The 24,212-nt window shown below is 61.4% G+C and carries 25 protein-coding genes and 1 other RNA gene; 16 read left to right on the top strand and 10 right to left on the bottom strand.

Translation table 11 applies throughout. From position 1 onward, the window contains the following. Positions 1–242 precede the first annotated feature (242 nt). Positions 243–2,063: an allophanate hydrolase gene (gene atzF, locus C0V76_RS18575; protein WP_101944406.1), complete on the top strand. Its 1,821-nt coding sequence runs from the start codon at positions 243–245 to the stop codon at positions 2,061–2,063. A gap of 72 nt (positions 2,064–2,135) precedes the next feature. On the opposite strand, the gene C0V76_RS18570 is transcribed toward atzF, so the two are convergent. Then, complete coding sequence (locus C0V76_RS18570) at positions 2,136–2,762, bottom strand: response regulator (protein ID WP_101944405.1); 627 nt, start codon at positions 2,760–2,762, stop codon at positions 2,136–2,138. Positions 2,763–2,941: 179 nt separating this feature from the next. Continuing rightward, positions 2,942–4,348: a replicative DNA helicase gene (dnaB, locus tag C0V76_RS18565; RefSeq protein ID WP_101944404.1), complete on the bottom strand. Its 1,407-nt coding sequence runs from the start codon at positions 4,346–4,348 to the stop codon at positions 2,942–2,944. 111 nt (positions 4,349–4,459) lie between these two features. On the opposite strand from dnaB, the gene C0V76_RS18560 reads away from it, so the two are divergent. Continuing rightward, a complete protein-coding gene (locus C0V76_RS18560) occupies positions 4,460–5,935 on the top strand; it encodes a hypothetical protein (RefSeq protein ID WP_143707471.1) in 1,476 nt (491 codons plus the stop codon). Here C0V76_RS18560 and C0V76_RS18555 read toward each other — a convergent pair. Then, complete coding sequence (locus tag C0V76_RS18555; protein WP_158239290.1) at positions 5,932–7,161, bottom strand: YihY family inner membrane protein; 1,230 nt, start codon at positions 7,159–7,161, stop codon at positions 5,932–5,934. The two genes, C0V76_RS18560 and C0V76_RS18555, sit on opposite strands and share 4 nt — an antisense overlap. 80 nt (positions 7,162–7,241) lie before the next feature. On the opposite strand from C0V76_RS18555, the gene C0V76_RS18550 reads away from it, so the two are divergent. Beyond that, a complete protein-coding gene (locus C0V76_RS18550) occupies positions 7,242–7,598 on the top strand; it encodes a DUF2069 domain-containing protein (RefSeq protein ID WP_101944401.1) in 357 nt (118 codons plus the stop codon). Between the two features lie 56 nt (positions 7,599–7,654). Here the strand turns inward: C0V76_RS18550 and C0V76_RS18545 are convergent, their stop codons facing one another. The 5 genes from C0V76_RS18545 to C0V76_RS18525 form a co-directional block, all read right to left on the bottom strand. After that, the gene (locus C0V76_RS18545) at positions 7,655–9,199 is read right to left on the bottom strand and encodes a 2-isopropylmalate synthase (RefSeq protein WP_101944400.1); all 1,545 of its coding nucleotides are present in this window, start codon (positions 9,197–9,199) and stop codon (positions 7,655–7,657) included. Positions 9,200–9,221: 22 nt separating this feature from the next. Then, on the bottom strand, positions 9,222–10,019 hold the full coding sequence (pssA, locus tag C0V76_RS18540) for a CDP-diacylglycerol--serine O-phosphatidyltransferase (RefSeq protein ID WP_101944399.1): 798 nt from the start codon (positions 10,017–10,019) through the stop codon (positions 9,222–9,224). Positions 10,020–10,152: 133 nt separating this feature from the next. Continuing rightward, on the bottom strand, positions 10,153–11,181 hold the full coding sequence (ilvC, locus tag C0V76_RS18535; RefSeq protein ID WP_158239289.1) for a ketol-acid reductoisomerase: 1,029 nt from the start codon (positions 11,179–11,181) through the stop codon (positions 10,153–10,155). 58 nt (positions 11,182–11,239) lie between these two features. Beyond that, the gene (ilvN, locus tag C0V76_RS18530) at positions 11,240–11,734 is read right to left on the bottom strand and encodes an acetolactate synthase small subunit (protein WP_101944397.1); all 495 of its coding nucleotides are present in this window, start codon (positions 11,732–11,734) and stop codon (positions 11,240–11,242) included. Between the two features lie 11 nt (positions 11,735–11,745). After that, entirely contained in the window at positions 11,746–13,452 is a 1,707-nt protein-coding gene (locus tag C0V76_RS18525; protein ID WP_101944396.1) for an acetolactate synthase 3 catalytic subunit, read from the bottom strand. A 56-nt stretch (positions 13,453–13,508) separates the two neighbouring features. Between C0V76_RS18525 and C0V76_RS18520 the strand changes: the two genes are divergently transcribed. The 4 genes from C0V76_RS18520 to C0V76_RS18505 are packed head-to-tail and all read left to right on the top strand — an operon-like array spanning position 13,509 to position 15,613. Next, entirely contained in the window at positions 13,509–14,120 is a 612-nt protein-coding gene (locus C0V76_RS18520) for an RNA polymerase sigma factor (RefSeq protein WP_101944395.1), read from the top strand. Beyond that, on the top strand, positions 14,117–14,527 hold the full coding sequence (locus C0V76_RS18515; protein ID WP_101944394.1) for a DUF3619 family protein: 411 nt from the start codon (positions 14,117–14,119) through the stop codon (positions 14,525–14,527). The genes C0V76_RS18520 and C0V76_RS18515 overlap by 4 nt, the downstream gene beginning before the upstream one ends. A gap of 17 nt (positions 14,528–14,544) precedes the next feature. After that, on the top strand, positions 14,545–15,138 hold the full coding sequence (locus C0V76_RS18510; protein WP_101944393.1) for a DUF3106 domain-containing protein: 594 nt from the start codon (positions 14,545–14,547) through the stop codon (positions 15,136–15,138). 13 nt (positions 15,139–15,151) lie between these two features. Then, positions 15,152–15,613 carry an RDD family protein gene (locus tag C0V76_RS18505; RefSeq protein WP_101944392.1) on the top strand — a complete coding sequence of 154 codons (462 nt, stop codon included), beginning with the start codon at positions 15,152–15,154 and terminating at the stop codon, positions 15,611–15,613. Between the two features lie 15 nt (positions 15,614–15,628). Here C0V76_RS18505 and lptG read toward each other — a convergent pair whose 3' ends face one another. Both lptG and lptF read right to left on the bottom strand, forming a co-directional pair. Further along, positions 15,629–16,702: an LPS export ABC transporter permease LptG gene (gene lptG, locus C0V76_RS18500; protein ID WP_101944391.1), complete on the bottom strand. Its 1,074-nt coding sequence runs from the start codon at positions 16,700–16,702 to the stop codon at positions 15,629–15,631. Beyond that, positions 16,699–17,775, bottom strand: a complete 1,077-nt coding sequence (lptF, locus tag C0V76_RS18495) for an LPS export ABC transporter permease LptF (RefSeq protein WP_101944390.1) — start codon at positions 17,773–17,775, stop codon at positions 16,699–16,701. Before lptF ends, lptG begins: the two co-directional genes overlap by 4 nt. 98 nt (positions 17,776–17,873) lie before the next feature. On the opposite strand from lptF, the gene C0V76_RS18490 reads away from it, so the two are divergent. The 9 genes from C0V76_RS18490 to C0V76_RS20140 form a co-directional block, all read left to right on the top strand. Beyond that, positions 17,874–19,358, top strand: a complete 1,485-nt coding sequence (locus C0V76_RS18490; protein WP_101944389.1) for a leucyl aminopeptidase — start codon at positions 17,874–17,876, stop codon at positions 19,356–19,358. After that, positions 19,355–19,783 carry a DNA polymerase III subunit chi gene (locus C0V76_RS18485; protein ID WP_101944388.1) on the top strand — a complete coding sequence of 143 codons (429 nt, stop codon included), beginning with the start codon at positions 19,355–19,357 and terminating at the stop codon, positions 19,781–19,783. Before C0V76_RS18490 ends, C0V76_RS18485 begins: the two co-directional genes overlap by 4 nt. Beyond that, positions 19,780–20,544 carry a hypothetical protein gene (locus C0V76_RS18480; protein ID WP_101944387.1) on the top strand — a complete coding sequence of 255 codons (765 nt, stop codon included), beginning with the start codon at positions 19,780–19,782 and terminating at the stop codon, positions 20,542–20,544. Before C0V76_RS18485 ends, C0V76_RS18480 begins: the two co-directional genes overlap by 4 nt. Positions 20,545–20,624: 80 nt before the next feature. Next, positions 20,625–20,989, top strand: a transfer-messenger RNA (tmRNA) gene (ssrA, locus tag C0V76_RS18475). 163 nt (positions 20,990–21,152) lie between these two features. Beyond that, on the top strand, positions 21,153–22,373 hold the full coding sequence (locus tag C0V76_RS18470) for an integrase arm-type DNA-binding domain-containing protein (RefSeq protein ID WP_101944386.1): 1,221 nt from the start codon (positions 21,153–21,155) through the stop codon (positions 22,371–22,373). 100 nt (positions 22,374–22,473) lie between these two features. Then, on the top strand, positions 22,474–23,358 hold the full coding sequence (locus C0V76_RS18465; RefSeq protein WP_101944385.1) for a hypothetical protein: 885 nt from the start codon (positions 22,474–22,476) through the stop codon (positions 23,356–23,358). Positions 23,359–23,475: 117 nt separating this feature from the next. Then, positions 23,476–23,697, top strand: coding sequence for an AlpA family transcriptional regulator (locus tag C0V76_RS18460; protein ID WP_101944384.1), 222 nt, complete (start codon positions 23,476–23,478; stop codon positions 23,695–23,697). Between the two features lie 10 nt (positions 23,698–23,707). Continuing rightward, entirely contained in the window at positions 23,708–23,953 is a 246-nt protein-coding gene (locus C0V76_RS18455) for a helix-turn-helix domain-containing protein (protein ID WP_101944383.1), read from the top strand. After that, positions 23,950–24,212: hypothetical protein (locus C0V76_RS20140; RefSeq protein ID WP_216821797.1), on the top strand; the 263-nt coding region annotated here is incomplete at its 3' end. The genes C0V76_RS18455 and C0V76_RS20140, both read left to right, overlap by 4 nt.

The following is a 24,212-nucleotide window of genomic DNA, read 5'->3' as shown; positions in this document are numbered from 1 at the left end:
GCCACTCCGGCAGGGAGCTGGGGGAACTGTTGGCGCCCCGCACCAGAAGCGGGCGGAGTGCCACGCCATCCCCCGCTGCGGTGCGCACCCCTGCCCCGGCGACAGCCCCCCGGAGCTCAAGAACGCCCAACAAGTCGATAAAAATCAAAACCTTGAATGAAGCCGTAAGCACCCGGTCAAGTTGGCACGACGATTGCACACCTACTTGTATACAAGCACTCTCTACCGACCTGGACGCTCCCATGACCGACTCGACGCTCTCTTCTGGCCGCGATCTCTCCATTACCGCCCTGCAAAAGGACTATGCGAGTGGTGCACTCACGCCGCTACAGTTGCTCAGCGCATTGCAGCCCTTGCTGGCCGCCTCGAATCCGGCAGCCTGGATCTATCGCCTGGATGCCCCCGCCTTGCAGCAACGCGCGCGGGAGCTGGAAGCACTTGGCCCTGGCCCGCAGCGCCCGCTCTACGGCATCCCGTTTGCCGTGAAGGACAACATCGATGTCGCCGGCCTGCCCACCACCGCCGCCTGCCCCGCCTTCCGCTATATCGCAGAAGCTCATGCCACAGTGGTGCAGCGCCTGCTCGATGCCGGCGCGATCCTCATCGGCAAGACCAACCTGGACCAGTTCGCCACAGGCCTGGTCGGCACCCGCTCGCCCTATGGCACCCCTAGCTCCACCTTCAGTACCGAACATATCTCCGGCGGTTCCAGCTCAGGCTCGGCCGTCGTCGTCTCGGAAGGCTGCGTGAGCTTCGCACTGGGGACCGACACGGCAGGCTCCGGGCGTGTGCCGGCCGCCTTCAACAACATCGTCGGCGCCAAACCCACGCGCGGCTGGCTCCCCACCACCGGTGTAGTACCCGCTTGCCGCTCACTCGATTGCGTGTCGGTATTCGCCATCAGCGCCAGTGAAGCCTGGCAGGTGCTCTGTGTCGCCGGCGGGGCGGACCCTACCGATCCATGGTCACGCCATGCGCAAGCGGCCGGTTTGCCGGCCCGGCCCCGGATCGGCGTGCTGCGCGCCGAGCAGCGCGAATTCTTTGGCGACGCGCAAGCCGCGGCGCATTACGCCGACATGCTGGAAAAACTCGCCACGCTGGGCGAGCTGGTCGAGTTTGATTTCGCACCTTTCGCTGCAACGGCGGCGCTGCTCTACGATGGCCCCTGGGTGGCTGAACGCCTCGAAGCCACGAAGGGCATGCTACAGAACCAGCCCGAATCACTGGACCCGACCGTCCTCACAGTCATTGCACGCGGTCTCGAGTTCGACGCCGCACAGGCCATGCAGGCGCAGACCCGCCTGCAGGCCTTGCGCCAGCAGGTCGCCCCCGTATGGCGGAACCTGGACCTCTTGGCCCTGCCAAGTGCGCCAACCCAGCATCGGATCAATGCCATCCAGGCCGATCCGGTGCGCCTCAACAGCCAGCTCGGGTATTACACCAACTTCGCGAACCTGCTGGATTTATGCGCCGTGGCAGTGCCCGGGCCACTGCGCCCGGACGGCCTGCCCGCCGGTGTCACCCTGCTGGCACCGGCCTGGCATGATGCCGCGCTTGCACGCCTGGCCGACACCCTGCATCGCAGCAGCGACTGTCGCGTCGGCCACACCCGCCACGCACTGCCGCCGCCAGGCGCACGAATGGAATGGCCGGCCACCCCGGAGGCCCCATGGATCCGCCTGGCAGTGGTCGGCGCCCACCTCTCAGGCATGCCGCTGAATCACGAACTGACCGAGCGCGCCGCCCGCTTCGTACGGGCCTGTCACACCGCGCCGGCCTACCGGCTCTACGCTCTGCCCGGCAGCGTGCCGCCCAAGCCCGGCCTGCAAGCGGTCAGCTCAGGTGGCGTAGCCATCGCCGTCGAGGTCTGGGAGCTGGCCCCGGCCGCCTTTGGTGATTTCGTCGCCCGCATCCCAGCCCCGCTGGGCATCGGCAGCCTGATCCTGGACAACGGCGAAACGCTCAAGGGTTTCCTGTGCGAACACACGGCCCTCACGGAGGCTGAAGACATCAGCCCGTTTAGCGGCTGGCGCGCCTACATCGCCCACCGCAGCGCGGTCTGAGCACACAGGGCGGGGCATCGAAAACAAAAACGGCAGCCAAGGCTGCCGTTCGATCTCTACTTCCGGGAAGGCTCAGGGTCGCACAGCCCGGCGCTGCATCTGCATCAGGCGCGCCTGGATGTAACCCTTGAGCTCGCGGAATGGAATCGGCTTGCCGTAAATCAGCACATCTTCAGGCAGGCCACCCTGCTCTTCGATGTCCTCGGCGGTCAGGCCGGTCACCACGATGATGTCCATACCCGCCAGTTGCGGATCGTCACGCAGCTTGCGAATCATTGCAAAACCATCCAGATCCGGCATGACCAGATCGGCCACCAGCAGATCCGGCGGGTTGCGACCGATTTCCATCAGGCCTTCGAAGCCAGAAGCCACGATCTTGACCTTGATCGGCATCTCCCAGGTTGCCACCGTCTTTTCGTAAAGCGCCTGCATCAGGCGGTCATCTTCGGCGATCAGCACACGCAACTCGGTCGACGGTGCCGGAGTCGTCACCGGACCTGCCTGACGCTTGCGCAGGAAAGCTTCAACCGAGGTCACGCGAATACGGCGATGGCCACCGGCCGTTTTCCACGCATCAAGAAGGCCGTTTTCCACCATCTGCTGCACGGTGCCCAGCGACACGCCCAGCATCTGGGCCGCATCACTAGTGCTGCAGAATTCGCGATCCGGTTTGCCACCGGGCTGTACGGCGTCAGACATGCATGAACCCCTGATATCAAGACTGGGTAAGCCGGGCCGTCATATTTCGGCCTCGGTAAAGCCGCCGGATTGTAACGTACTGCAACAAACTGCCGCAGCAAAAAGCGCCGTGCGGCAAGCTCCGGGAAGTAAAAGTCTGTTAACCGGAGGAAATGCCTGCGCGAGCTGACGGCATGAACTCAGTACCCGGCGCCCTGCACGTAATTCTCGAAACGGGTGTACTCGCCGATGAAGGTCATCGGCACCATGCCGGTCGGGCCGTTACGATGCTTGGCGATAATCAGCTCGGCCTTGCCCTTGTCCTGGGTATCCGGGTTGTAGATCTCATCGCGGTACACAAACATGATGATGTCCGCATCTTGCTCAAGCGCGCCGGATTCACGCAAGTCAGAGGCCATCGGGCGCTTGTCGGCACGCTGTTCCAGACTGCGGTTGAGCTGCGAGAGCGCCATGATCGGCACGTTGAGTTCCTTGGCGAGCGACTTCACCGAACGCGAAATTTCCGAGATTTCGGCCGTGCGGTTATCGCTCTGCTTGTGCGAAGTCATCAGCTGCAGATAATCGATGATGATCAGGCCGAGCTTGCCACCATGCTGGCGATGCAGACGACGGGCGCGGGCGCGCAAGTCGATCGGGTTGAGGCCCGGCGTCTCGTCGATGAAAATCGGCGCTTCATGCAACTTGCCCAGCGAATATGAGAGACGCTGCCACTCGTCATCATTGAGCTTGCCGGTACGCAAACGGTGCTGATCCAGCCGCCCCACCGAGGAGATGAAGCGCATCACCAGCTGGGTGGCCGGCATTTCCATCGAGAAGATCGCCACCGGCAACTGAGCATCCAGCGCCACCGATTCAGCAATGTTCAGTGCAAATGAGGTCTTGCCCATACCCGGGCGGCCGGCGACGATGATCATGTCAGTGCCATGCAGGCCGGAGGTCATCTTGTCGAGATCTGCCAGACCGGTCGGCACGCCGGTCACCGACGCAGGGTTGTCACGGTCGTAGAGCTCCTGGATACGCTCCACCACCTGCCCCAACACCGGCTGGATCGGCACAAACCCGGTGTTCTGGCGCGCGCCCTCGTCGCGAATCGACAGAATTTTGGACTCGGCCTCGTCGAGAATCAGGTTGGCGTCGCGCCCGGCCGGGGCTAGCGCGCCAGAGGCGATCTCGTCACCCACCGTGACCAGTTTGCGCAGGATAGCCCGCTCGCGCACGATCTCGGCGTAACGACGCACGTTCGACGCTGACGGCGTGTTGTTAGCCACCTCGCCCAGATAGGCAAGCCCCCCCACATGCTGCGCATCGCCACTCTTGTCGAGCGATTCGAACACCGTCACCACGTCGGCCGGCTTGCCCTGCTCGATCAGTTTGGCAATGTGGTGGAAGATGCGGCGGTGCTCGTCGCGATAGAAATCGACTTCACTGACCAGATCCGCAACCCGATCCCAGGCCGAGTTATCCAGCAGCAAGCCGCCCACCAGAGATTGCTCTGCCTCGACAGAGTGAGGCGGTAGCTTCAGGGCATTGAGCTGGGAGTCGAACACGGGCGGACTGGAATAGTCGCCCTCACGATTACGGGCCATGGGGTTCTGCGCGGCAAAAGTGGCAAGTTTAATCTAGAAGCCGGAGCCCCCCCTCTTCCACGAGAGATATCCGGGCTAGAATTGGCCTTCCTGTCCCTCGCCGTGCATGGCATGTCCATCGACCCTGACCTCTCCGCCGACCCGACCGGCCCGATCCTAGACTGGCTCAGCGGCCAGCCTGCGGCCGACCTTGCCGCCGAGGCCCTGGCGCTCGGTCAGCAGCTCGACGCCCTGCACAGCCCGACCATCAGCAGCCAGCAGTTCCATCACTGCATCGAACTCTTCTACGGCCGCGCGCTGCGCCTGTGCCTGGAACACCGTCAGGCACTGCGCCGCGAAGCCCTGCCCCTGCCGGCCGCCTTGCTCAACAGGGCGCGCCAGATCGCCGAGGTCCTCAAGCGCGTCGCCCAGGGCTTCGAACGTGTCCTGACCGATGCCGATGCCCGTGCCGGCACGCCGCAGAAACGTCTGAACGAAACCGCGTCAGCACGTGCCCTTCGCCTGCTCGGCGAAAACTACCTCACCTTGGGTCAAGCCGGACTCGATCCTGAGCCGGAGGCCTGGCGGATTGCCTGGCGCCTCTACGCCATGTCGCGCAGCGAAGCCGGTGCACTCGAACAGGCTGCCAGCCCGGTCGAAACGGCGCTCTACGCCTACAAACGCCTGCTCGCGATGGCCTCGCTGGAGCCGCAGAGCCTGTCCCCGGCCGAGCTGGACTGGGCCGCCGAATACCTCTCCCGTATCAGCGTGCAGGAAATTCGCCCGCCTGCGCTGGATGGCGCCTGGTACTGGCTGGACCCCTATGGCAGTGCAGAGCCTCAGGCTTGTGTGCGGCGCGATGCGCCGGAAGGCCGCAGCCTGCTGTATTTCTCAACCACCGGCCTGGCACGCCGTGCCGGCGAACAGCTGGCCCGCCACGAAAGCGGTCGCACCGGCGGTGATCTGGATGTACATCCGGACTTCCCGGATGTACATCCGGCCACCCTGCTGGAACGCCTGCGCAGCCGCTGGGCCACGCCGCCACGCCGCGAGCAGCCGCGACGGCGGCAGGAATACACGGTACAGGCCTGCGTGGGTCTGACTGCGATCTGGACAGTACTGCGCCATGGTGATGATCCGGCGCTGGTCAGCGAATGGGGCGTCGTCAATGAAAGCCCCGGCGGCTACGCCATCATGACCCTGCAGGGACGCAGCAGCGGTTTGCTGGCCGGCATGGCGATTGCCTTGCGGCGCGATGTCAGCGACATTTGGAGCCTGTGCGTGGTGCGCTGGATCCGCAGCGACGCGGTCAATCAGATCGAAATCGGCCTGCAGATGCTGTCGCGCGGCGCGATTCCAATCCAGGTCGGTTTCAAGGGCAGCGAGCGTGAGGCCGGCATGGTTCGCGCACTCGTCCTACCCGTTTTGCCCGCTCTGCGCCAGCATCAGGCCGTGCTGGCACCGGCCGGCACCTATATCTCGCGCCGCTTCTCACTGATCTCCGACATCGACCGGCTCTACGTGGCGCAATGCCGCCTGCTGAGTCTGGACTTGCAGACCTCGAATGTGGAGCTGTTTCAGTTCGAGGTCGACCCCTACCCGATCTAGCCCGCACCCGGGGCAGAAAGTCGCCCAACCGGCCGCGCCAGGGTTGTGCGCAGCTCCCCCAGGCTGCAGTCCAGCAAAGCCCGGTCAGCCGCAGAGAAGCGAGCATCGAGCACCTCGCTGCGCTGCACGCCGATCACTAGGCAGGAAATCAGCTCCCCCAGTTGCAAGGCCTCGCCAGCCACGCACAGCATCCACGCGCCATCCTCGGTGCGTACCGTCCATCCGGCCAGACGCATGTCCTCCAACATCTGCTCGGTCTGCCCAGGCGTCATACGACAGGCCGCGGCAAGCTGGTCAACTTCGGCGGCCTGGCCGATATCCTGCGCTGCCACCAAAGCCTGTGCCAGGCGCATCACCGCCACCACACGGCCGGCCGGACTCAGGGGCAAGAGGCGGCTACGCATGCCGAAAGCGGGCAGCACTGCGGCCACGGTGGCACCCAACAGGATAACCAGCCAGCTCAGATAGACCCAGATCAGGAAAATCGGCAGTACCGAGAAGGTGCCGTAAATCAGGGTGAAATTGGGTAGTTTGGCTAGGTAGAAACCGAACAGGCGCTGCACCAGTACTACCCCGACACCTGCCACCAGCCCGCCGGCGAGGCCATGCCAGAACTTCAGGCGCCGATTCGGCACGACGTGGAAAAGAAATACAAAGAGTGCCGACAGTAGCAAGGCGGTGGCGGCCCGGTCGGCAAACTTGCGCAGCCAGCCGGCGGGGTTGTCCATCATCCCGAGCGAGGCATGCATCAGATCCCCCGTTGCCGCCACGCCCACCGCAAAGATCACCGGCCCAAGCGTCAGCGCCAACCAGTAGATCGGGATGCGCACATACCAGGGGCGCGGACGGCGGATCAGCCAGATGCTGCTGATGGTGCGGTCGATGGTCGCAAACAGCATGATCGCGGTGACCACCAGAAAGACGGTGCCGACAATGGTCAGGCTGGAGGCCTTCTCAGAGAACTGCAAGGCGTAGGTCGCCACCACCTTGCCGGCCTTTTCCGGCAGCAGGTTCTGCAACAAGAAGCCGCGCATCCCCTCGCCGAGCTTCATGAAGGGCGAAAACTGGCGCATCACGAGAAGCACTACGGTGAGCATCGGCACCAGCGACAGCAGGGTCGTGTAGGTCAGCGCACCTGCGGTCTGCATCACCCGCACTTCACCGAACTTGTACTGTACAAGCCGGGCAAACTGGAACAGGGGATGGTCTGCGAATCGTGCTTTCATGGGGCGGGGGGCAACACCAGAACCGTATAATGCGGGCATTCTAACGACTCAGACGGCCACGCCCAACGCCGTCCGCCCCAATGCCCAGCCTGTCCGTCACCCGCACTGCTGCCACTGTCTGCCTGCTGGCCCTGATCGCTCTGTGCCTGGCCGCCGAACTGTGGCTGGCGCCGCTACGTCCTGGCGGCTCCTGGCTGGTGTTGAAAGTGCTTCCACTCTTGGCCGCCCTGCCCGGTTTCCTGAAGGGGCGGCGCTACACCTTCCAGTGGATGAGCCTGGCCATCTGGATCTATTTCACCTTTGGCGTGGTGAGCGCCAGCACCGTCAAGGGCATCGGCGCAGTGCTGGGTGGCTGCGAAGCCCTGCTGGCGCTGGCCATTTTCTGCCTATGTGCGCTCTTCGCCCGCCAATCCGCCCCTTCACGCCAGAAGGCATGACAGTGAACGAAAAAGGCGTGCCGCAGCACGCCTTTGTGACGCCTGCCAGCGCCTGATCAAACACCCTCGCCTTGCGGATCGACGCGCAGGCCACTCGACTCCAGCCGGTTCAGCGCATTGATGTAGGCCTTGGCTGAAGCGATGATGATGTCGGTATCCGCGCCCTGACCATTCACTACCCGGTCACCCTTACTCAGGCGAACCGTAACCTCGCCTTGTGCATCGGTGCCACCGGTGATCGCATTCACCGAGTAAAGCAGCAGCGCAGCACCGCTCTGCGCGATCGATTCGATGGCCTTGAAAGCGCCATCGACCGGCCCGGAGCCATTGGCCTCAGCCTTGTGCTCAACCCCGCCGACCGACAGCGTAATTCCTGCAGACGGCACTTCGCCGGTTTCCGAGCACACCCGCAAGGACAGCAATTTGTAGTGCTCCTGCTCAGGCGTCACGACTTCGTCAGACATCAGCGCCTGCAGATCCTCGTCGAAGATTTCCTGCTTCTTGTCTGCAAGCTCCTTGAAGCGCGCAAAGGCCGCGTTGAGCTGCTCTTCGGATTCAAACACGACGCCCAGATCCTGCATCCGCGCACGGAAAGCATTGCGGCCGGAAAGTTTGCCGAGAGTAAGGCGATTGGTGGTCCAGCCCACATCTTCGGCGCGCATGATTTCGTAGGTTTCACGATGCTTGAGCACGCCATCCTGGTGAATGCCGGATTCATGCGCAAAGGCATTCGCCCCCACGATGGCCTTGTTCGGCTGCACCGGGTAACCCGTGATCTGCGATACAAGCTTGGAAGCCGGCACGATCTGCGTGGTGTCAATGCGCGTTGTGACCGGAAAGACATCGCTGCGCGTGTGAATCGCCATCACCAGCTCTTCCATCGCAGCATTGCCAGCACGCTCGCCAAGGCCATTCACCGTACATTCAACCTGACGCGCACCAGCACGCACGGCAGCCAACGAATTGGCGACCGCGAGGCCGAGATCGTTGTGGCAATGCACTGACCACACCACCTTGTCCGCATTCGGTACGCGCTCGATCAGGCTGCGGATCAGGGCCGCGTACTGGTCCGGCATGCTGTAGCCGACCGTATCCGGCACGTTGATGGTCTTCGCACCAGCTTTGATGACCTCATCGAATACCCGGCACAGAAAGTCCAGCTCGCTGCGCCCGGCATCCTCGGCCGAGAACTCCACATCGTCCGTGAATTGACGGGCCCAGCCGATAGCGCGCACCGCCTGCTCGACGACCTGATCCGGCGTCATGCGCAGCTTCTTCTCCATGTGGATCGGACTGGTCGCGATGAAGGTGTGGATGCGCCCAGCATTAGCCGGCCTGATGGCTTCGCCGGCGCGCGCGATGTCCTTCTCGTTGGCACGTGCCAGCGAGCACACGGTGGAATCCTTGACGGCCTCAGCCACGGCACGCACAGATTCGAAATCACCGTTCGAGGCGGCAGCAAAACCGGCCTCGATCACGTCCACGCGCATCTTCTCGAGCTGGCGCGCAATGCGCACCTTCTCGTCACGGGTCATGGCTGCGCCCGGGCTCTGTTCGCCGTCACGCAGGGTGGTGTCGAAAATGACCAGACGATCCGTCATCACAATTTCTCCGGAAAACTTGTTACTTGATTCGGGGGGCTGCAGCGCGGGCCTTGCGCAGGCGACGCCACAGACTCATCACATAGCCCGACAGGCCGTAGCACACGAAGAGGCCGAAAAGCACGCTGGGCGGATCGGAATGCACCGCGAGCAGCGCGCCAATGAACACCAGCGCCACCGAGAACGGGACGGCCCGGCGCAGATTGATGCTCTTGCCACTCCAGAACAGCACATTGCTGACCATCGACAAGCCGGCAAAGATCGCGAAGCCTGCAGCCAACCAAGGCACGGGGATCCAGCCCAGATGAGCCGTCCCAGCAATACCGTTATCATTAACCACCCAGATAAAACCCGTCAGCAATGCCGCAGCCGCCGGACTGGGCAAGCCCTGGAAGTAACGCTTATCGACCACCGCAATATTGGTATTGAAACGCGCCAGCCGCAGGGCGGCACTCACGCAGTAAATGAAGGCGGCCACCCAACCAAACTTGCCCAGATCCTTCATGGCCCACTCGTAAGCCACCAGCGCGGGCGCCGCACCGAAGGCGACCATGTCGGACAACGAGTCGTATTCGGCACCAAACTGGCTCTGGGTGTTGGTCAGGCGTGCCACACGGCCATCCAAGCCATCCAGCACCATAGCAATGAAGATTGCCACGGCCGCCAGTTCAAAGCGGTCATTCATGGCTTGCACGATGGAATAGAAACCAGCGAACAGCGCCGCGCTGGTAAACAGATTGGGCAGGATGTAGATCGCACGCGAACGCTTGCGCACATCGGCCTCAGGCGTGTCTTCATCCATCTGGATCGGATCGCTCATGGTGTTCCCTTGTTGCCATCGGCAGCCTTGCAGACCATCTGCATGTGCTCCGGTTTCACTGCAGCAGAATACAACGAGGGGGCAGAGGCAGGGGCCAAAGCCACTCCCTCTACCCCCTCAAGGCAAAACTACATCAGTTCTTGCTTTGATCAACCAGCTTGTTCTTGGAGATCCACGGCATCATCGAACGCAGCTGACCGCCGACGGTTTCGATCGGGTGCACTGCGTTCAGACGACGGCGAGCCGTCATCGACGGGTAGTTGGTACGGCCTTCGAGGATGAACATCTTGGCGTATTCACCGGTCTGGATGCGCTTCAGGGCATTGCGCATGGCTTCGCGGGACTGCTCGTTGATGACTTCCGGGCCGGTCACGTACTCGCCGTATTCGGCGTTGTTGGAGATCGAGTAGTTCATGTTGGCGATACCGCCTTCATACATGAGATCGACGATCAGCTTCAGTTCGTGCAGGCACTCGAAGTAGGCCATTTCGGGAGCGTAGCCAGCTTCGGTCAGGGTTTCGAAGCCCATCTTCACCAGCTCGACAGCGCCGCCACAGAGCACAGCCTGTTCGCCGAACAGATCGGTTTCAGTTTCTTCGCGGAAATCGGTCTCGATCACGCCACCCTTGGTGCCGCCATTGGCTGCCGCGTAGGACAGAGCGATGTCCTTGGCCTTGCCGGAACGATCCTGATACACAGCGATCAGGGACGGCACGCCACCACCCTTCAGGTACTCGGAGCGCACGGTGTGGCCCGGGCCCTTCGGGGCAACCATGATCACATCCAGATCAGCGCGCGGCACGACCTGGTTGTAATGCACGTTGAAGCCGTGAGCAAACGCCAGCACGCCGCCTTGCTTGATATTCGGCTCGACGTTGTTCTTGTACACCTCGGGGATGTTCTCGTCCGGCAGCAGGATCATGACCACGTCGGCCATCTTCACCGCGTCATTCACTTCTGCAACCTTGATGCCGGCGGCTTCAACCTTGGACCACGAAGCACCACCCTTGCGCAGACCAACGACCACATTCACGCCGGAGTCACGCAGGTTCTGCGCGTGGGCATGGCCTTGCGAGCCGTAACCGATGATGGCGACCTGCTTGCCCTTGATGAGGGAGAGATCAGCGTCCTTGTCGTAATAAACCTTCATTGTTTTCTCCATGTGATGGGTGAGACGTGATACGTGATAAGTGGCCAAGCCACGTATCACATGTCGCTTGTCACTGAACTTTCAGAACCCGGTCGCCACGGCCTAGACCGCACACCCCGGAACGAACGGTTTCGAGAATCAGCGCGGAGTCGATCGCGCCGAGGAAAGAATCAAGCTTGTCCTGCGTGCCCGTCAGCTCGATGACATAGCTCGATTCGGTCACATCGATGATGCGGCCACGGAAAATCTCCGACATGCGCTTCATTTCTTCACGTGCAGCGCCCACCGCATGAACCTTCACGAGCATCAGCTCGCGTTCGATATGAGCAGCCTCGGAGACATCCATCACCTTGACCACATCCACCAGCTTGTTGAGCTGCTTGGTGATCTGTTCAATGACTTCGTCCGAACCACTGGTCACGATGGTCATGCGCGACAACGAGGCATCCTCGGTCGGTGCCACGGTCAGGGATTCAATGTTGTAGCCACGTGAGGAGAACAGGCCCGAAACGCGCGACAGTGCTCCGGATTCGTTCTCAAGCAGCAGGGAAAGTACGTGACGCATCTGCAGGCCTCTTACAGGTCTTCGGACGACAGGATCATCTCGTTGAGACCCTTGCCACCCTGGATCATCGGGTAGACGTTTTCAGTCTGATCAATCTGGAAGTCCATGAACACCAGATCGTTCTTGCGCGCAAAGGCTTCGCGCAGCGCGCCTTCCACGTCGCCTGGCTTGGTGATCTGCAAGCCAACATGGCCGTAGGCCTCGGCGAGCTTAGCGAAATCAGGCAACGAATCCATGTAGGACTCCGAGTAGCGGTTGCCGTGGAAGATTTCCTGCCACTGCCGCACCATGCCCAGATAACGGTTGTTCAGGGAAATGATCTTGATCGGCAGGCGATACTGCTTGCAGGTGGAAAGCTCCTGAATGCACATCTGGATCGACCCTTCGCCCGTGATGCAGGCCACCGGCTTATCCGGATGCGCCAGCTGCGCGCCCATGGCGGCAGGCAGACCGAACCCCATGGTGCCAAGACCGCCCGAAGTCACCCAGCGGCGCGGCTCATCAAAGCCGTAATACTGCGCCGCCCACATCTGATGCTGGCCGACGTCCGTGGCCACGAAGGCCTCACCGCCGGTTACTTCCCACAGTTTCTGGACCACGAACTGCGGTTTGATGATCTCGTCGGAATTCTTGTAGACCATGCTGTTACGGCTGCGCCATTCATCCACCTGGCGCCACCACGCGCTGGTGAGCTCAGGATTCGGGCGCCCGCCAGACTCCAGCCCGGCGATCATGGCATCCAGCACATCACCCACGTCTCCGACGATGGGTACATCAACCTTTACGCGCTTGGAAATCGACGAGGGATCGATATCGATATGAATGATCTTGCGCGGCTCCTGCGCAAAGTGCGCGGTATTGCCGATCACGCGATCATCGAAACGGGCCCCAACGGCCAGCAGCACGTCGCAGTAGTGCATGCCCATGTTGGCTTCATAAGTCCCGTGCATGCCCAGCATGCCGACAAACTGTTTGTCAGATGCGGGATAGCCGCCCAGCCCCATCAGGGTGTTGGTCACCGGGAAACCCAGCAAACGTGCCAGCCGGGTCAATTTCTCTGCGGCATTCGACAGCACCACACCACCGCCGGTGTAGATCATCGGGCGCTTGGCAGCAAGCAGCAGTTGCAGCGCCTTGCGGATCTGTTCCGGCTCAGCCTGTGGGGTCGGGCTGTAGGAGCGAATGCTGATCTGCTCGGGGTAAGCGTATTCGCAGCGCTGGGCGGTCACATCCTTCGGGATGTCGACCAGCACCGGCCCTGGCCGACCGCTACGGGCAATGTGGAATGCCTTCTTGAGGGTCACGGCGATGTCACGCACATCCCGCACCAGGAAATTGTGCTTCACGCAGGGACGCGTAATGCCCACGGTGTCGACTTCCTGGAAGGCATCCAGGCCGATGGCGGCAGTTGGCACCTGGCCGCTGATGATCACCAGTGGGATCGAGTCCATGTAGGCCGTGGCAATGCCTGTCACAGCATTGGTTGCGCCGGGGCCGGAGGTCACCAAGGCCACACCGACGTTCTGTGTGGTACGGGCGTAACCATCGGCCGCATGCACAGCAGCCTGCTCATGGCGCACCAATACGTGACGGAACTTGTCCTGCTTGAAAATTTCGTCGTACAGGAAAAGCACAGCCCCGCCAGGATAGCCGAATACGTATTCGACCTTTTCTTCCTGCAGGCACCTCACTACAATTTCCGCACCGGTCAAGACCATTCCCGCACCCACACACCCCAACAAAAGAACCCATTACCTTACCGGCGCCATCAGGATTGGTCAAGGCGCCGGCCGGTTCGCACCCACAGGCAACAGGTCAGACTCTGGCTTCACGCATCGAACTCTCAGATTTCCTAGCCGGCGTCGAAAGGCGCGCCTTCCGGCAAGCCCAGTTCGCCCTGCGCGATGAGGAGGCCGCCCTGGATGTGGTGCAGGAAGCCATGCTCAAGCTCGCCGAGAAGTACGCGGCACGCCCGGCGGAAGAGCTGCCCCTGCTGTTTCAGCGCATTCTGCAGAACGCCATCCGCGACCACATGCGCCGCTCCCGCGTGCGCAACCTGTGGGTCAGCCTGCTTTCAGCCTTCGGCAGCGGCGAGGAAGGGGAACCAGATCCGCTGGAGAGCATCGAAACCGCAGACACCGGCATGCTGCCTGCCGGACCACAAGGGCGCCTAGAACAGTCACAAACCCTGTCCATCATAGAAAGTGAAATATCCAAACTGCCCGCGCGTCAACGCGAAGCCTTCCTCATGCGTTACTGGGAGGAAATGGACATTGCCGAGACAGCCGCCGCCATGGGCTGCTCCGAGGGTAGCGTAAAGACGCACTGCTCCCGGGCCAGTCACACGCTGGCGGCTGCGCTGCGTGCGAAAGGAATTGAACTATGACCCCCCAACAATCCCCCTACCCCCTGGACTTCGCCGCAGAACGCGAGCTGGGCCTGTTTGTACGCAATCAGCTCAATGCGGGCACCGCTCAACTAGACGTGCCGGTGACCGAACGCCTCTTCGCCGCCCGCCAGGCGGCGCTGGCCGGCTTGCCGACACAATCCGGCGAACTCTCGCTGGCCAGCGTTGGCCGCTCCGGCTGGAGCTGGCTCGAAGAGCGTCTGCGCCCACTGGCCATGGCCTTCGGCCTGGTTCTGGTGCTGCTGGCCGGCAACCAGACCCTGTCACTGCAACACATCGAGAGCCAGGAAGACATCGACTCTGCCCTGCTCAGCGATGAACTGCCGATCGACGCGTATCTCGACCGGGGCTTCCAGTCGTGGCTGGCCGACTCCTCGCGACAATAATCCTTATCCTCGGGCTAATGGTCAGCGCTCACGCGCAGACCAGCGGCCTGCTGCCTGGCGGCGCCCAACCGCGCTGGAGCCAGCTCAATGCCCAGCAACGCACGGCCCTGGCGCCGCTCGCCCGCGAGTGGGACAAACTGCCAGACTCGCGCCGTCAGAGCTGGCTGGGCATCGCACGCCGCTTCGCCGCCCTGAGCGATGTCGAACAGGCACGCATGCAGGACCGGATGCGGGAATGGCTGAGCCTGACCCCTGCGCAGCGCGAACTCGCACGTATCCAGTACCGTCAGCTCCAAGCCAACGCGCCCGAACAACGCCGGGCACTAGAGCGCAAATGGCAGGAGTACCAGGCGCTGCCCGAAGAAGAAAAGGCCCGCCTGCGCGCCCAGAGCCCGGCACTGGCGCGCTCACCCGCGCCGACACCGCTCCCTGATGCTTCGGCACCGACTCAATCGCGCACCACTGAATTGCGTCCGCCCAAGGCGCTTACCCTGAAAAACCCTTCCACCCGCGTTCGCGTGGCCACCGCCAGTGCGCCAGCAGTAGTGCCTGTCGTTGTGCCGGTCGAAGTACCGCCTCCGCCCCCGGAAGAAGAAATCGAGCGCGAATAAGCGCTACACGCCAATGCCCAACCGCCCGCAAGTAGAACTCGCCAGCCTGCGTCGCCGCCTGGCCGCCATGCTTTATGAATCCCTGCTTCTGCTGGGCGTGCTTGCCCTCGGCTTTCTAGCCCCCCTGCTCACGCTGGGCGTAGCTTTCGGCATCACCCCGCCCGGCTGGCTTGAGTGGTTGCATCTGCTGGCTTTGCTGGGGGCGTACTTCATCTGGCTCTGGCACCGGCGCGGCCAGACCCTGGCCATGCAGACCTGGCAGCTGCAACTGGTAGACGCAAACAGCGGCTTACCACCCTCGCTGGGGCGCAGCCTGCTGCGCTACGCACTGGCCTGGCCTTCCATGCTGCTGCTTTTGAGCGGAGTCGGCTTGATCTGGACCGCTTTCGTCGATCGCGAACGCCAATTCCCGCACGACCGGCTAGCCGGCACCCGCATCGTTTTCAACCCGGCCTTGCGCCAGGACGCCGACTAAGCACTGAACCCGCACTCAGCGCCGGTCAACTTTCCACATCAGGCCAACGGCCAGCAGGAAGAACAACAGGCTGGGCAGCGCGGCGCTCATCAAGGCCGGCCAGGCATTCAGCACGCCCAGATTCGAAAACAAGGCATTGAGCAGATAGAAACCGATCCCCAGCATCACGCCTGTCAGCACGCGCGCGCCCACATTCACCGACCGCTGGTTGCCCAGGCAGAAGGGGAGTGCCAAGACCATCATTACCAGCGTCACCAGCGGGTAGACCAGCTTTTTCCAGAACGCCACGGCATAGCGCCCGGTACGCTGTGAGTTGGCTTCCAGATGGCGCTTGTACTGATACAGACTCGCCAGGGCCATGCGCTCTGGCGTCACCATCACGACACTGATCAACTCCGGCGTAAGTTCAGAAGCCCAACGCAAGGAAGGGATATTCAAGAGCTCGGTACGGTCGCCATGAAAGCGGGTCTGCACCACTTCACTGAGCAGCCAACCCTGCTCTACGGAATACACCCCGCGCTTGGCAACGTTGAGTGTCGCCAGACGATGCTCAGAATCGAACTCGTAGATCTTCACCATCTCGAGCGAGGCGTCCGGCAGGACGCGCTGCACGTTCACGAACAAACGACCATCGCGCATCCACATTCCTGTGCGCAACTCCTGCGGCACGGTGGCATTGGTCGTTCGCAAACGCCACTTCTGGCCAATCCGCTCAAGCGGAGGTGCCACGTATTCACCCAGCACGAAGGTCAGCACCACGAAAAACAGACCGATGCGCATCAAGGCGACCAGCAACTGCCGCGTGGACACGCCGGCCGCACGCAGGACGGTGAGTTCAGAATTGCGGGCAAACTGGGTCAGCGCGTAAAGCGTGCCGATCAGCACCGCGATCGGCATGACCTCGTAGGCCCGGCTCGGGATCGACAGCGCCACAAAGATCACCGCGTGCTTGAGACGGTAGCCCTCCTTGCCCAGATCCTCGAGCTCAGCCAGAAAGTCGAAGAAGGCAAACAGGCACAGAAAGGCCCCCAGCACCAGCAGGGTGGAATAAATGATTTCCCGGCGCAAATAGCCGCGAGCAGTCTTCATCGCTTGAAACGCCTCAGGTCAGGCAACATACGCCAGCCAAACAGCAGCACCAGTAACAGGAACATGCCGCCATGCACGCAGGCCATGCCGGCCAGAACATCCAGCTTGCCCTTGGCAATCCAGGCCTGGCTGACCCCGAGCAGGTTGAAATAGACCGCAAACGCCAGCACTGCAAAGATCAGGCTATTGGCTCGCCCGGCACGCGGGTTTACGAAAGACAGCGGAATCGCCAGCAAAGCCAGCAACAGGGTCGCCAGTGGAATCCCGAAACGCCAGGCCAGCTCGGCCTTGTTGGCATTACTGGGGAGCAGGAAAAGATTGAGCGTGGTCAGCGTGCGCGGAGTGAATTCGATCACCCCGATTTCTTTCGGCTCGATCCGCACCGCATAACGTTCGAACGCCATCACGCGGTACTCGGCCGAACCAGGCTCGCCTTCGTAACGATGACCGTTGAAAAGCACCACAAAACGATCGCCATTGGAGGCCGACTCGACCAGCCCTTCAGCCGCCACCGTCAGATCCTGGCGACCATCCTTGGACGAATTGATGAACACATTGCGAACCTTGCCAGCCTCGCGATCCACCGATTCCACAAAGAACACCCGCTGCGCCGAAACGGATTCACGGAACACGCCGGGCGCCACCCGCGAAACTTCATCCCGCGTCTCGAGGCGCTTGCGATACTCAAGCGCCTTGCCCTGCGCCCACGGCGACAGAAATAACGAAAGCGCCGCGATCACCACCACGATCGGCATAACGAAGGCCAGCACCGGCCGCAACCAGGCGGTCAACGAGAGCCCGGAAGAAAACCACACCACCATTTCCGAATCGCGATAGCTGCGCGAGAGCGACAACAACACCGCCACAAACACTGACAGCGCCAGTGTGACCGGCAGGTGATTGAGGGTCGAGAAACCGATCAGCGCCAGCACCGCATCGGCCGGCAGACGACCGCCCGCCGCCTGCGATAGCAGGCGTACAAGGATCACCGTAACCAGAATGAAGAACAGCGCAACAAAGATCGCTGCCGCCGTACTTGCAAATTCGCGCATCGCTGCGCGGCGGAAAATCATGATGGAATGAGTACTCGCTTTGACGGCATCAAGCTGCAGCGGGGATAATCAGGCGTCCGGACAATTGGCGCACGCCGCCGCTACATCAGGAAAAGGCCATGGAATTTAGCATAAAAGCAGCAAGCCCCGAGAAACTCAAAACCGACTGCCTGATCCTTGCCCGCAGCAGCGATGGCGAAGCCGGCCCACAGTTCGCCGCCACGGACGCCGCCAGCCAGGGCCTGCTCGGCAAGCTTTGCCTGCGCGACCTGGACGACAAGGCAGGCAGCCTGCTGGCCCTGCCCACACTGCCCGGCGTCACGGCCGAACGCGTACTGGTGGTAAGCCTCGGCAAACGTACTGAACTGAACGCCAAGACCCTGCGCACCGCGTTGCTTGCCGTCGGCAAGTGGCTATCAAACAGCAAGGCCAAATCCGCGGCCTTTGCGGCCACCGATCTGGTTGCCGCCGGTCTCGAATTGCCCGCCAGCCTGCGTAGCGCTACGACCCTGCTGGCCGACACCGCCTACCGTTTTGAAGCCATCAAGGCCAAGGCTGAAGACAAGCCCGCCGGCCCCGCCAAGCTTGATTTCATCCTGCAGGGCAAGAGCGACTCGGCCGCCAAGCGCGCCGTCGAACAAGGCGCAGCGATTGCTGCGGGTCAGGCCCTGGCCCGCGATTTGGGCAACCTGCCCGCCAACTACTGCACTCCGAGCACGCTGGCCGACACTGCCAAGAGCCTCGCTCGCGAATACAAACTCAAGCTCAAGGTCTTCGACCGCGAGGGCATTGAAGAGCTGGGCATGGGCAGCTTCCTGTCCGTGGCGCAGGGTACGCGCGAAGAGCCGCGCTTCATCGTGCTCGAATACAAGGGCGGCAAGGCCAAGGAGGCTCCGGTCGTACTGGTCGGCAAGGGCGTCACCTTCGACTCCGGCGGCATCTCCCTGAAGCCGGGCGAAGGCATGGACGAAATGAAGTTCGACATGTGCGGCGCCGCCTCCGTGTTGGGGATCTTCCGCACCGTCGCCAAGCTGGGCCTGCCGATCAACCTGGTCGGCCTGATCCCAGCCACCGAGAACCTGCCCAGCGGCACCGCCGTCAAGCCGGGCGATGTAGTCACCTCGCTGTCTGGCCAGACCATCGAGATCCTCAATACGGACGCAGAAGGCCGCCTGATCCTGTGCGATGCGCTGACCTACGCCGAGCAGTTCAAGCCCGCCTGCGTGGTGGATATCGCCACCCTGACCGGCGCCTGCATCATCGCCCTGGGCCACCACACCTCCGGCCTCTTGGCCAATGACGACGCGCTCGCCGCTGAACTACTTGCCGCCGGCCAGAATGCAGGCGACCGAGCCTGGCAGCTGCCGCTCTTCGACGAATATCAGGAGCAACTCAAAAGCAACTTCGCCGACATCGCAAACATTGGCGGCCGACCGGCCGGCAGCATCACAGCCGCCTGCTTCCTGTCGCGTTTCACCAAGGCCTACAAGTGGGCCCACCTCGATATCGCCGGCACCGCCTGGAAGAGCGGCGCAGACAAGGGAGCGACCGGCCGCCCGGTGCCACTGCTGGCCGAGTTCCTGCTGCAACGGGCCGGGCAGTGACCGAGGTCCGCTTCTATCACAATGCGCAGGACCGCCTCGAGGCGGCCTGCGCCATCACTACCAAGGCCGTACGCGCCGGGCACAAGGTGGTGGTCTTCGCGCCGGACGCCAGCACTGCCCAGCGCTACGACAACCTGCTGTGGACACGGCAGCCGCTATCCTTCGTTCCACACGTTGTAACCAGCTCCCCGCTCGCGGCCCGCACCCCGGTCCTCATCGCACGAAGGGCAGAAGAACTAGTCCATGACGATCTGCTGCTGAACCTTGCCGACGATCTGCCGGAGGGCTATACCCGCTACGCCCAGCTTGTCGAGATCGTCGGCACCGACGAAGCCAGTCGCGTCACCGCTCGCGAGCGCTGGCGCTTCTACAAACAGCAGTCCCATCCGGTGCAGGCCTTCGATCTGTCCAAGGGAAATTCATGAACAGCTCCAGTGCCGATGACCTTCCCCTTGATCGCGCCCTGCTAGGCAAGGCCGATGCCCTGATCCGCCGCAACCGCACCAGCGGCGTAAGCCCGGACGCAGAAGAACTCCCAATGCTCACCGAGGTTGTCGAGGAAGAGCTGCCTGAACTCACCGACGCACTAGCCCTACCCGTCAGCGAAACCGCGCCTGCGGTACCGCCACGCGTGCAGGAAGCCTTTTCGCTGAATCTGGATCTCGACGACTACACACCCAGCGGCCAATTCCAGCCCATGAGCCCGCTGCCACCAGATGAGGTCATCGAGCGCGCGGTGGATGAAGCCGTCGAACGCGTCCGCGAAGAAATGCGCGTCGAACAGCAACACGCCATTCAGGAGGCCGTCGCCAAGGCGCGCGCCGAGACCCTCCACGAAGCGCGTCAGATGCAGCAGCATGCCGTGCAGGCCGCCATCCGCCAAGGCCGCGAAGAGGCTGAGATCAATCAATGGCCAGCCCTGCAGGCCGCCCGGCAGGAGGCCGTACAAGGCGCTGCCGCGGCCATGAGCGAACGCCTCATCGAGCTCGATGCGCAGATCTCGCAGAGCCTGAACCAGTGGCTCGCCAAGGAGCTGCCCCCCATCATCGCCAGCGAACTGCTGGGTCTCTCCGAGCGCCTGCGCGTGCAGACCACAGCACACATGCGCGCCACCCTGCTGCCGGAGCTCTCCGAGCAAGTCTCCAAAGTGCTCGAAAGTGCGCTGAAGGGCGATTCCGGGCAATAACGAGTTTGCTTTGCCCTGCGCGCCGAACGCGCTAGAATGAAACTGCTTTACCGATGCGCGTTGGCATCGGCTACGGAACCGGGGGCGACCTGGCTTCGACGTGGGTCAAGAAGCGATGTGGTGCATACCGAGGCCCAGTTACCTCGTAAATCCATCTGGAAATCTATACTCGCCAACGACGAGCAATTCGCTCTGGCCGCTTAAGGCCTAAGCCGCTGCACTGATTGGTCTCTGGGTCAGGTGGGGTAAAACCTACAGCAGCGTCATTCACAGGGACTCGTGCTGCATCGGGTTACTTGGTGCGGAGCTAAAACATAGGTGACTCGCCTTGCGTCGGCCTGCCGGTCGGCTAAGCGCAGGGTTAAACAAAAATAGAGCGGCTAAGTATGTAGATCCAGTTGTGGAAGTCTTGCGGACGGGGGTTCGATTCCCCCCGCCTCCACCAAAATGCAGTCCAAAGCAGTGCAACGAAGGCCAGCAAACCTAGAGAAATCAAGGCTTCTGGCTTTTTTTGCGTCTATAGCAGTCCGAAATAGTCTATTGCAATCCAGGGGCAAGCGGGGGTAAGTTTCGGGGTAGCTGAGTTACCCCCTGACGGAGTTACCCCCATGCCGCTATCTGATACCGCCGTGCGTAATGCCAAGCCCTCAGACAAGCCGGTCAAAATGGCTGACGAAAAAGGGCTGTTCCTCTTGCTTACCCCGGCAGGGGGTAAGTGGTGGCGCATCAAGTACCGATACGGCGGCAAGGAAAAGCTGCTGTCCCTTGGCACCTATCCCGACGTGAGCCTCAAGGAAGCCCGCGACAAACGCGACGAAGCCCGCAAGCTGCTGGCGAATGACATCGACCCCGGCGCACAGCGCAAGGCACAGAAGGCCGCAGGGGAAGAAAAAGCCGCCAACAGCTTTGAAGTCATCGCTCGCGAGTGGTATGCCAAGTTTTCCGCACAATGGACGCCCAACCACGGTGAGCGCATCTTGCGCCGCCTTGAGCGCGACCTGTTCCCCCGGCTGGGAAGCAAACCCATTGCCGACATCAAGCCCCCGGAACTACTGGAAACCCTGCGCAAGATCGAAGGGCGCGGCGCCGTGGAAACCGCGCACAGGGCCATGCAAAACGCCGGGCAGGTGTTCCGCTACGCCGTCGCCACAGGCCGGGCCGAACGCGACCCCACCAGCGACCTGAAAGGCGCCTTGCCGCCCCCTAAGGAAACGCATCTAGCCGCGATCACCAAGCCCGCCGAAGTCGCCGCCCTGCTGCGCGCCATAGACGATTACAAGGGCTTTTATACGACCCGCTTCGCCCTGCGCCTCGCCCCGATGGTATTTGTGCGCCCTGGCGAACTGCGCCAGGCCGAATGGGCCGAAATTGATCTGGACGCCGCAGAGTGGAACATTCCCGCCGAACGCATGAAGATGCGCGAGCCGCATCTGGTGCCGCTATCCACCCAAGCCGTGAGCCTGCTGCGCGAATTGCACGCCCACACCGGGCGAGGCCGCTACCTCTTCCCCAGCGCCCGCACCACGGCCCGCCCCATGAGTGATAACGCCATCCTTGCCGCCCTACGCCGCATGGGGTTTGCCAAGGACGAAATGAGCGGTCACGGCTTCCGGGCCATGGCGCGCACGATTCTGGATGAAGTGCTGGGCGTACGGCCCGAACTGATCGAACACCAACTGGCGCACGCAGTACGCGACCCCAATGGACGCGCCTACAACCGCACCGCACACCTGCCACAACGCAGAGCCATGATGCAGGAATGGGCGGACTATCTGGACAAGCTGAAAGCCGGGGCGGAGATCATTCCCCTGCACGGCAACGCAGCATAGCGGGCTTGCTGCGCCTAGCCCGACAGGGCGAAAACCGGAAAACCCTTACCAGCGCAGCAACCATTCAACGAACAAAGAACAAAGAACAAAAGGCTACGCCATGGATTTCAGAAAATACCAGCTACTCACACGGCAACAACAAGAAGATCTGTCCGAAGAGGACAGGTCACAAGTCATAGAAAGCCTCTCGAAATACGCAGAACGAACAGCCATATCTAGCGCGATAACGCTGTCTGTTAGTGCTGATCGGCTCTCATCCTCCTCCATGCCTGAGGTTTTCGGAGAAAAATGGGCCCGCAGCTTTTCTCAGATTCGCACCTATCTTCTAGACAAGTACAAAGAAAACTTCTCCGCCTTAGCAACCTTCGCCACAAGAACCTTTGACTATTTCGATATAAAACAATCAATCATAATTCACGAATATTGCTCATCCACCGAAGATGACGAGCTAGATAGCAACGGAACTATAGACAGCCAAGCAGAAGAGGAAGGCTTGGCGTTTTTTGCTCACGAATCCATTTGGCACGAAAAGACACCAGATGAACTCCACCGTGACCTGCCTTTAGAAAACAGACCGCCCAATACTGATATGCAAATGATGTATGCGCTTATGTGGTTTTTTGAGGCCGCAGAGATACATCAAAACACCCCAAAACAGGCTCTAGACCTGCTGCATGAAGCATCAGAAGCGTACAGGCTAGCGCATGGAGACCATGATTGGGAATCGGGAATAAATCTTGAAAAAAAAGAAGGTGGAGAAGATGCATTAAGATCCGTCACACGCAAAGCAAACGATGCTCGGCACAAGCATAACCGCATGACCAAGCAGAAGGTGTTCGACTGGTACCAAGACAACAGAAACAATTTCCGCAGCCAAGATGCTGCCGCCGAAAAAGCAGCAAAAGAGTTTTCGATCTCTTTTAGAACCGCTCAAAAGCACATCGGAGAAGCCGCCAAACAAATACGCTCTGCACGCACAGAGTAACCTCTGCGTGCAGACCGTAACCTCTATGCGCAGACAGGCTTATAAGCAAAAACAAGAAACGAGATAGTGCAGCCATGAGTTCCAGCACCCGCCGGAACAACTCTTTAGGAGGTAATCATGGGTACACAAATCCAAGCAAATCCAAATACGCTGAACATCCTTCGGCGCAACCAAGTAGAAGCCCGCACAGGGCTTTCGCGCTCCACTCTTTACGCCTACATCGCAGCCGGGCAATTCCCCGTCCCTGTGGCCTTGGGCGCACGTGCCGTAGGCTGGTATGAAAGCGATGTGAATGCGTGGCTGATTTCCCGCGTCAAGCAGATCCGCAAATCTGCCTAAGGAGGGGAACATGCAAACCATTTATACTGACACAAGCAACGCCGCACAACGCGCCCGACTACTGGATCGATTGAGAACAGGCCCGGTCTCCACCTTTGAAGCCCGCAAAAATCTAGAGATCATGCACCCCGCAGGGCGCATCAAAGAGCTAAAAGATCAAGGTCATAAAATCGAAAAGCTTTGGGTACAGGAAGAGACCGAAACAGGCGTACTTCATCGCATTGCACTCTATGTTCTGACAGGGGGCGAGGCATGAACACTACGATTGAATTGGAATGGTCTGGGCTAGAAATCATCAAAGCCCGGCGTGTCGCCTTCCGCAAGCTGCACCTGCGCATGAGCCACACTACACCAAACAGCCTGCTATGCCGAAAGCTGCACTTGCCCGTGGATCGCCTGCGCCCTCAGCGTCTGATTCTGAATCGCCCCGGCCTTCCTAGACACTTCGTAGCCTTAAACTGGCGACCAAGTCGAGGTGTCTATGAGCAGCAAGCGGTACACGGAAGAGTTCAAGA

Origin of the sequence: Uliginosibacterium sp. TH139 (assembly GCF_002855595.1) — a bacterium.
In the GTDB taxonomy this organism is placed as follows: domain Bacteria; phylum Pseudomonadota; class Gammaproteobacteria; order Burkholderiales; family Rhodocyclaceae; genus Uliginosibacterium; species Uliginosibacterium aquaticum.
Note: the sequence above shows the minus strand (reverse complement) of the source record. Positions and strands in the feature narration are given on the sequence as shown.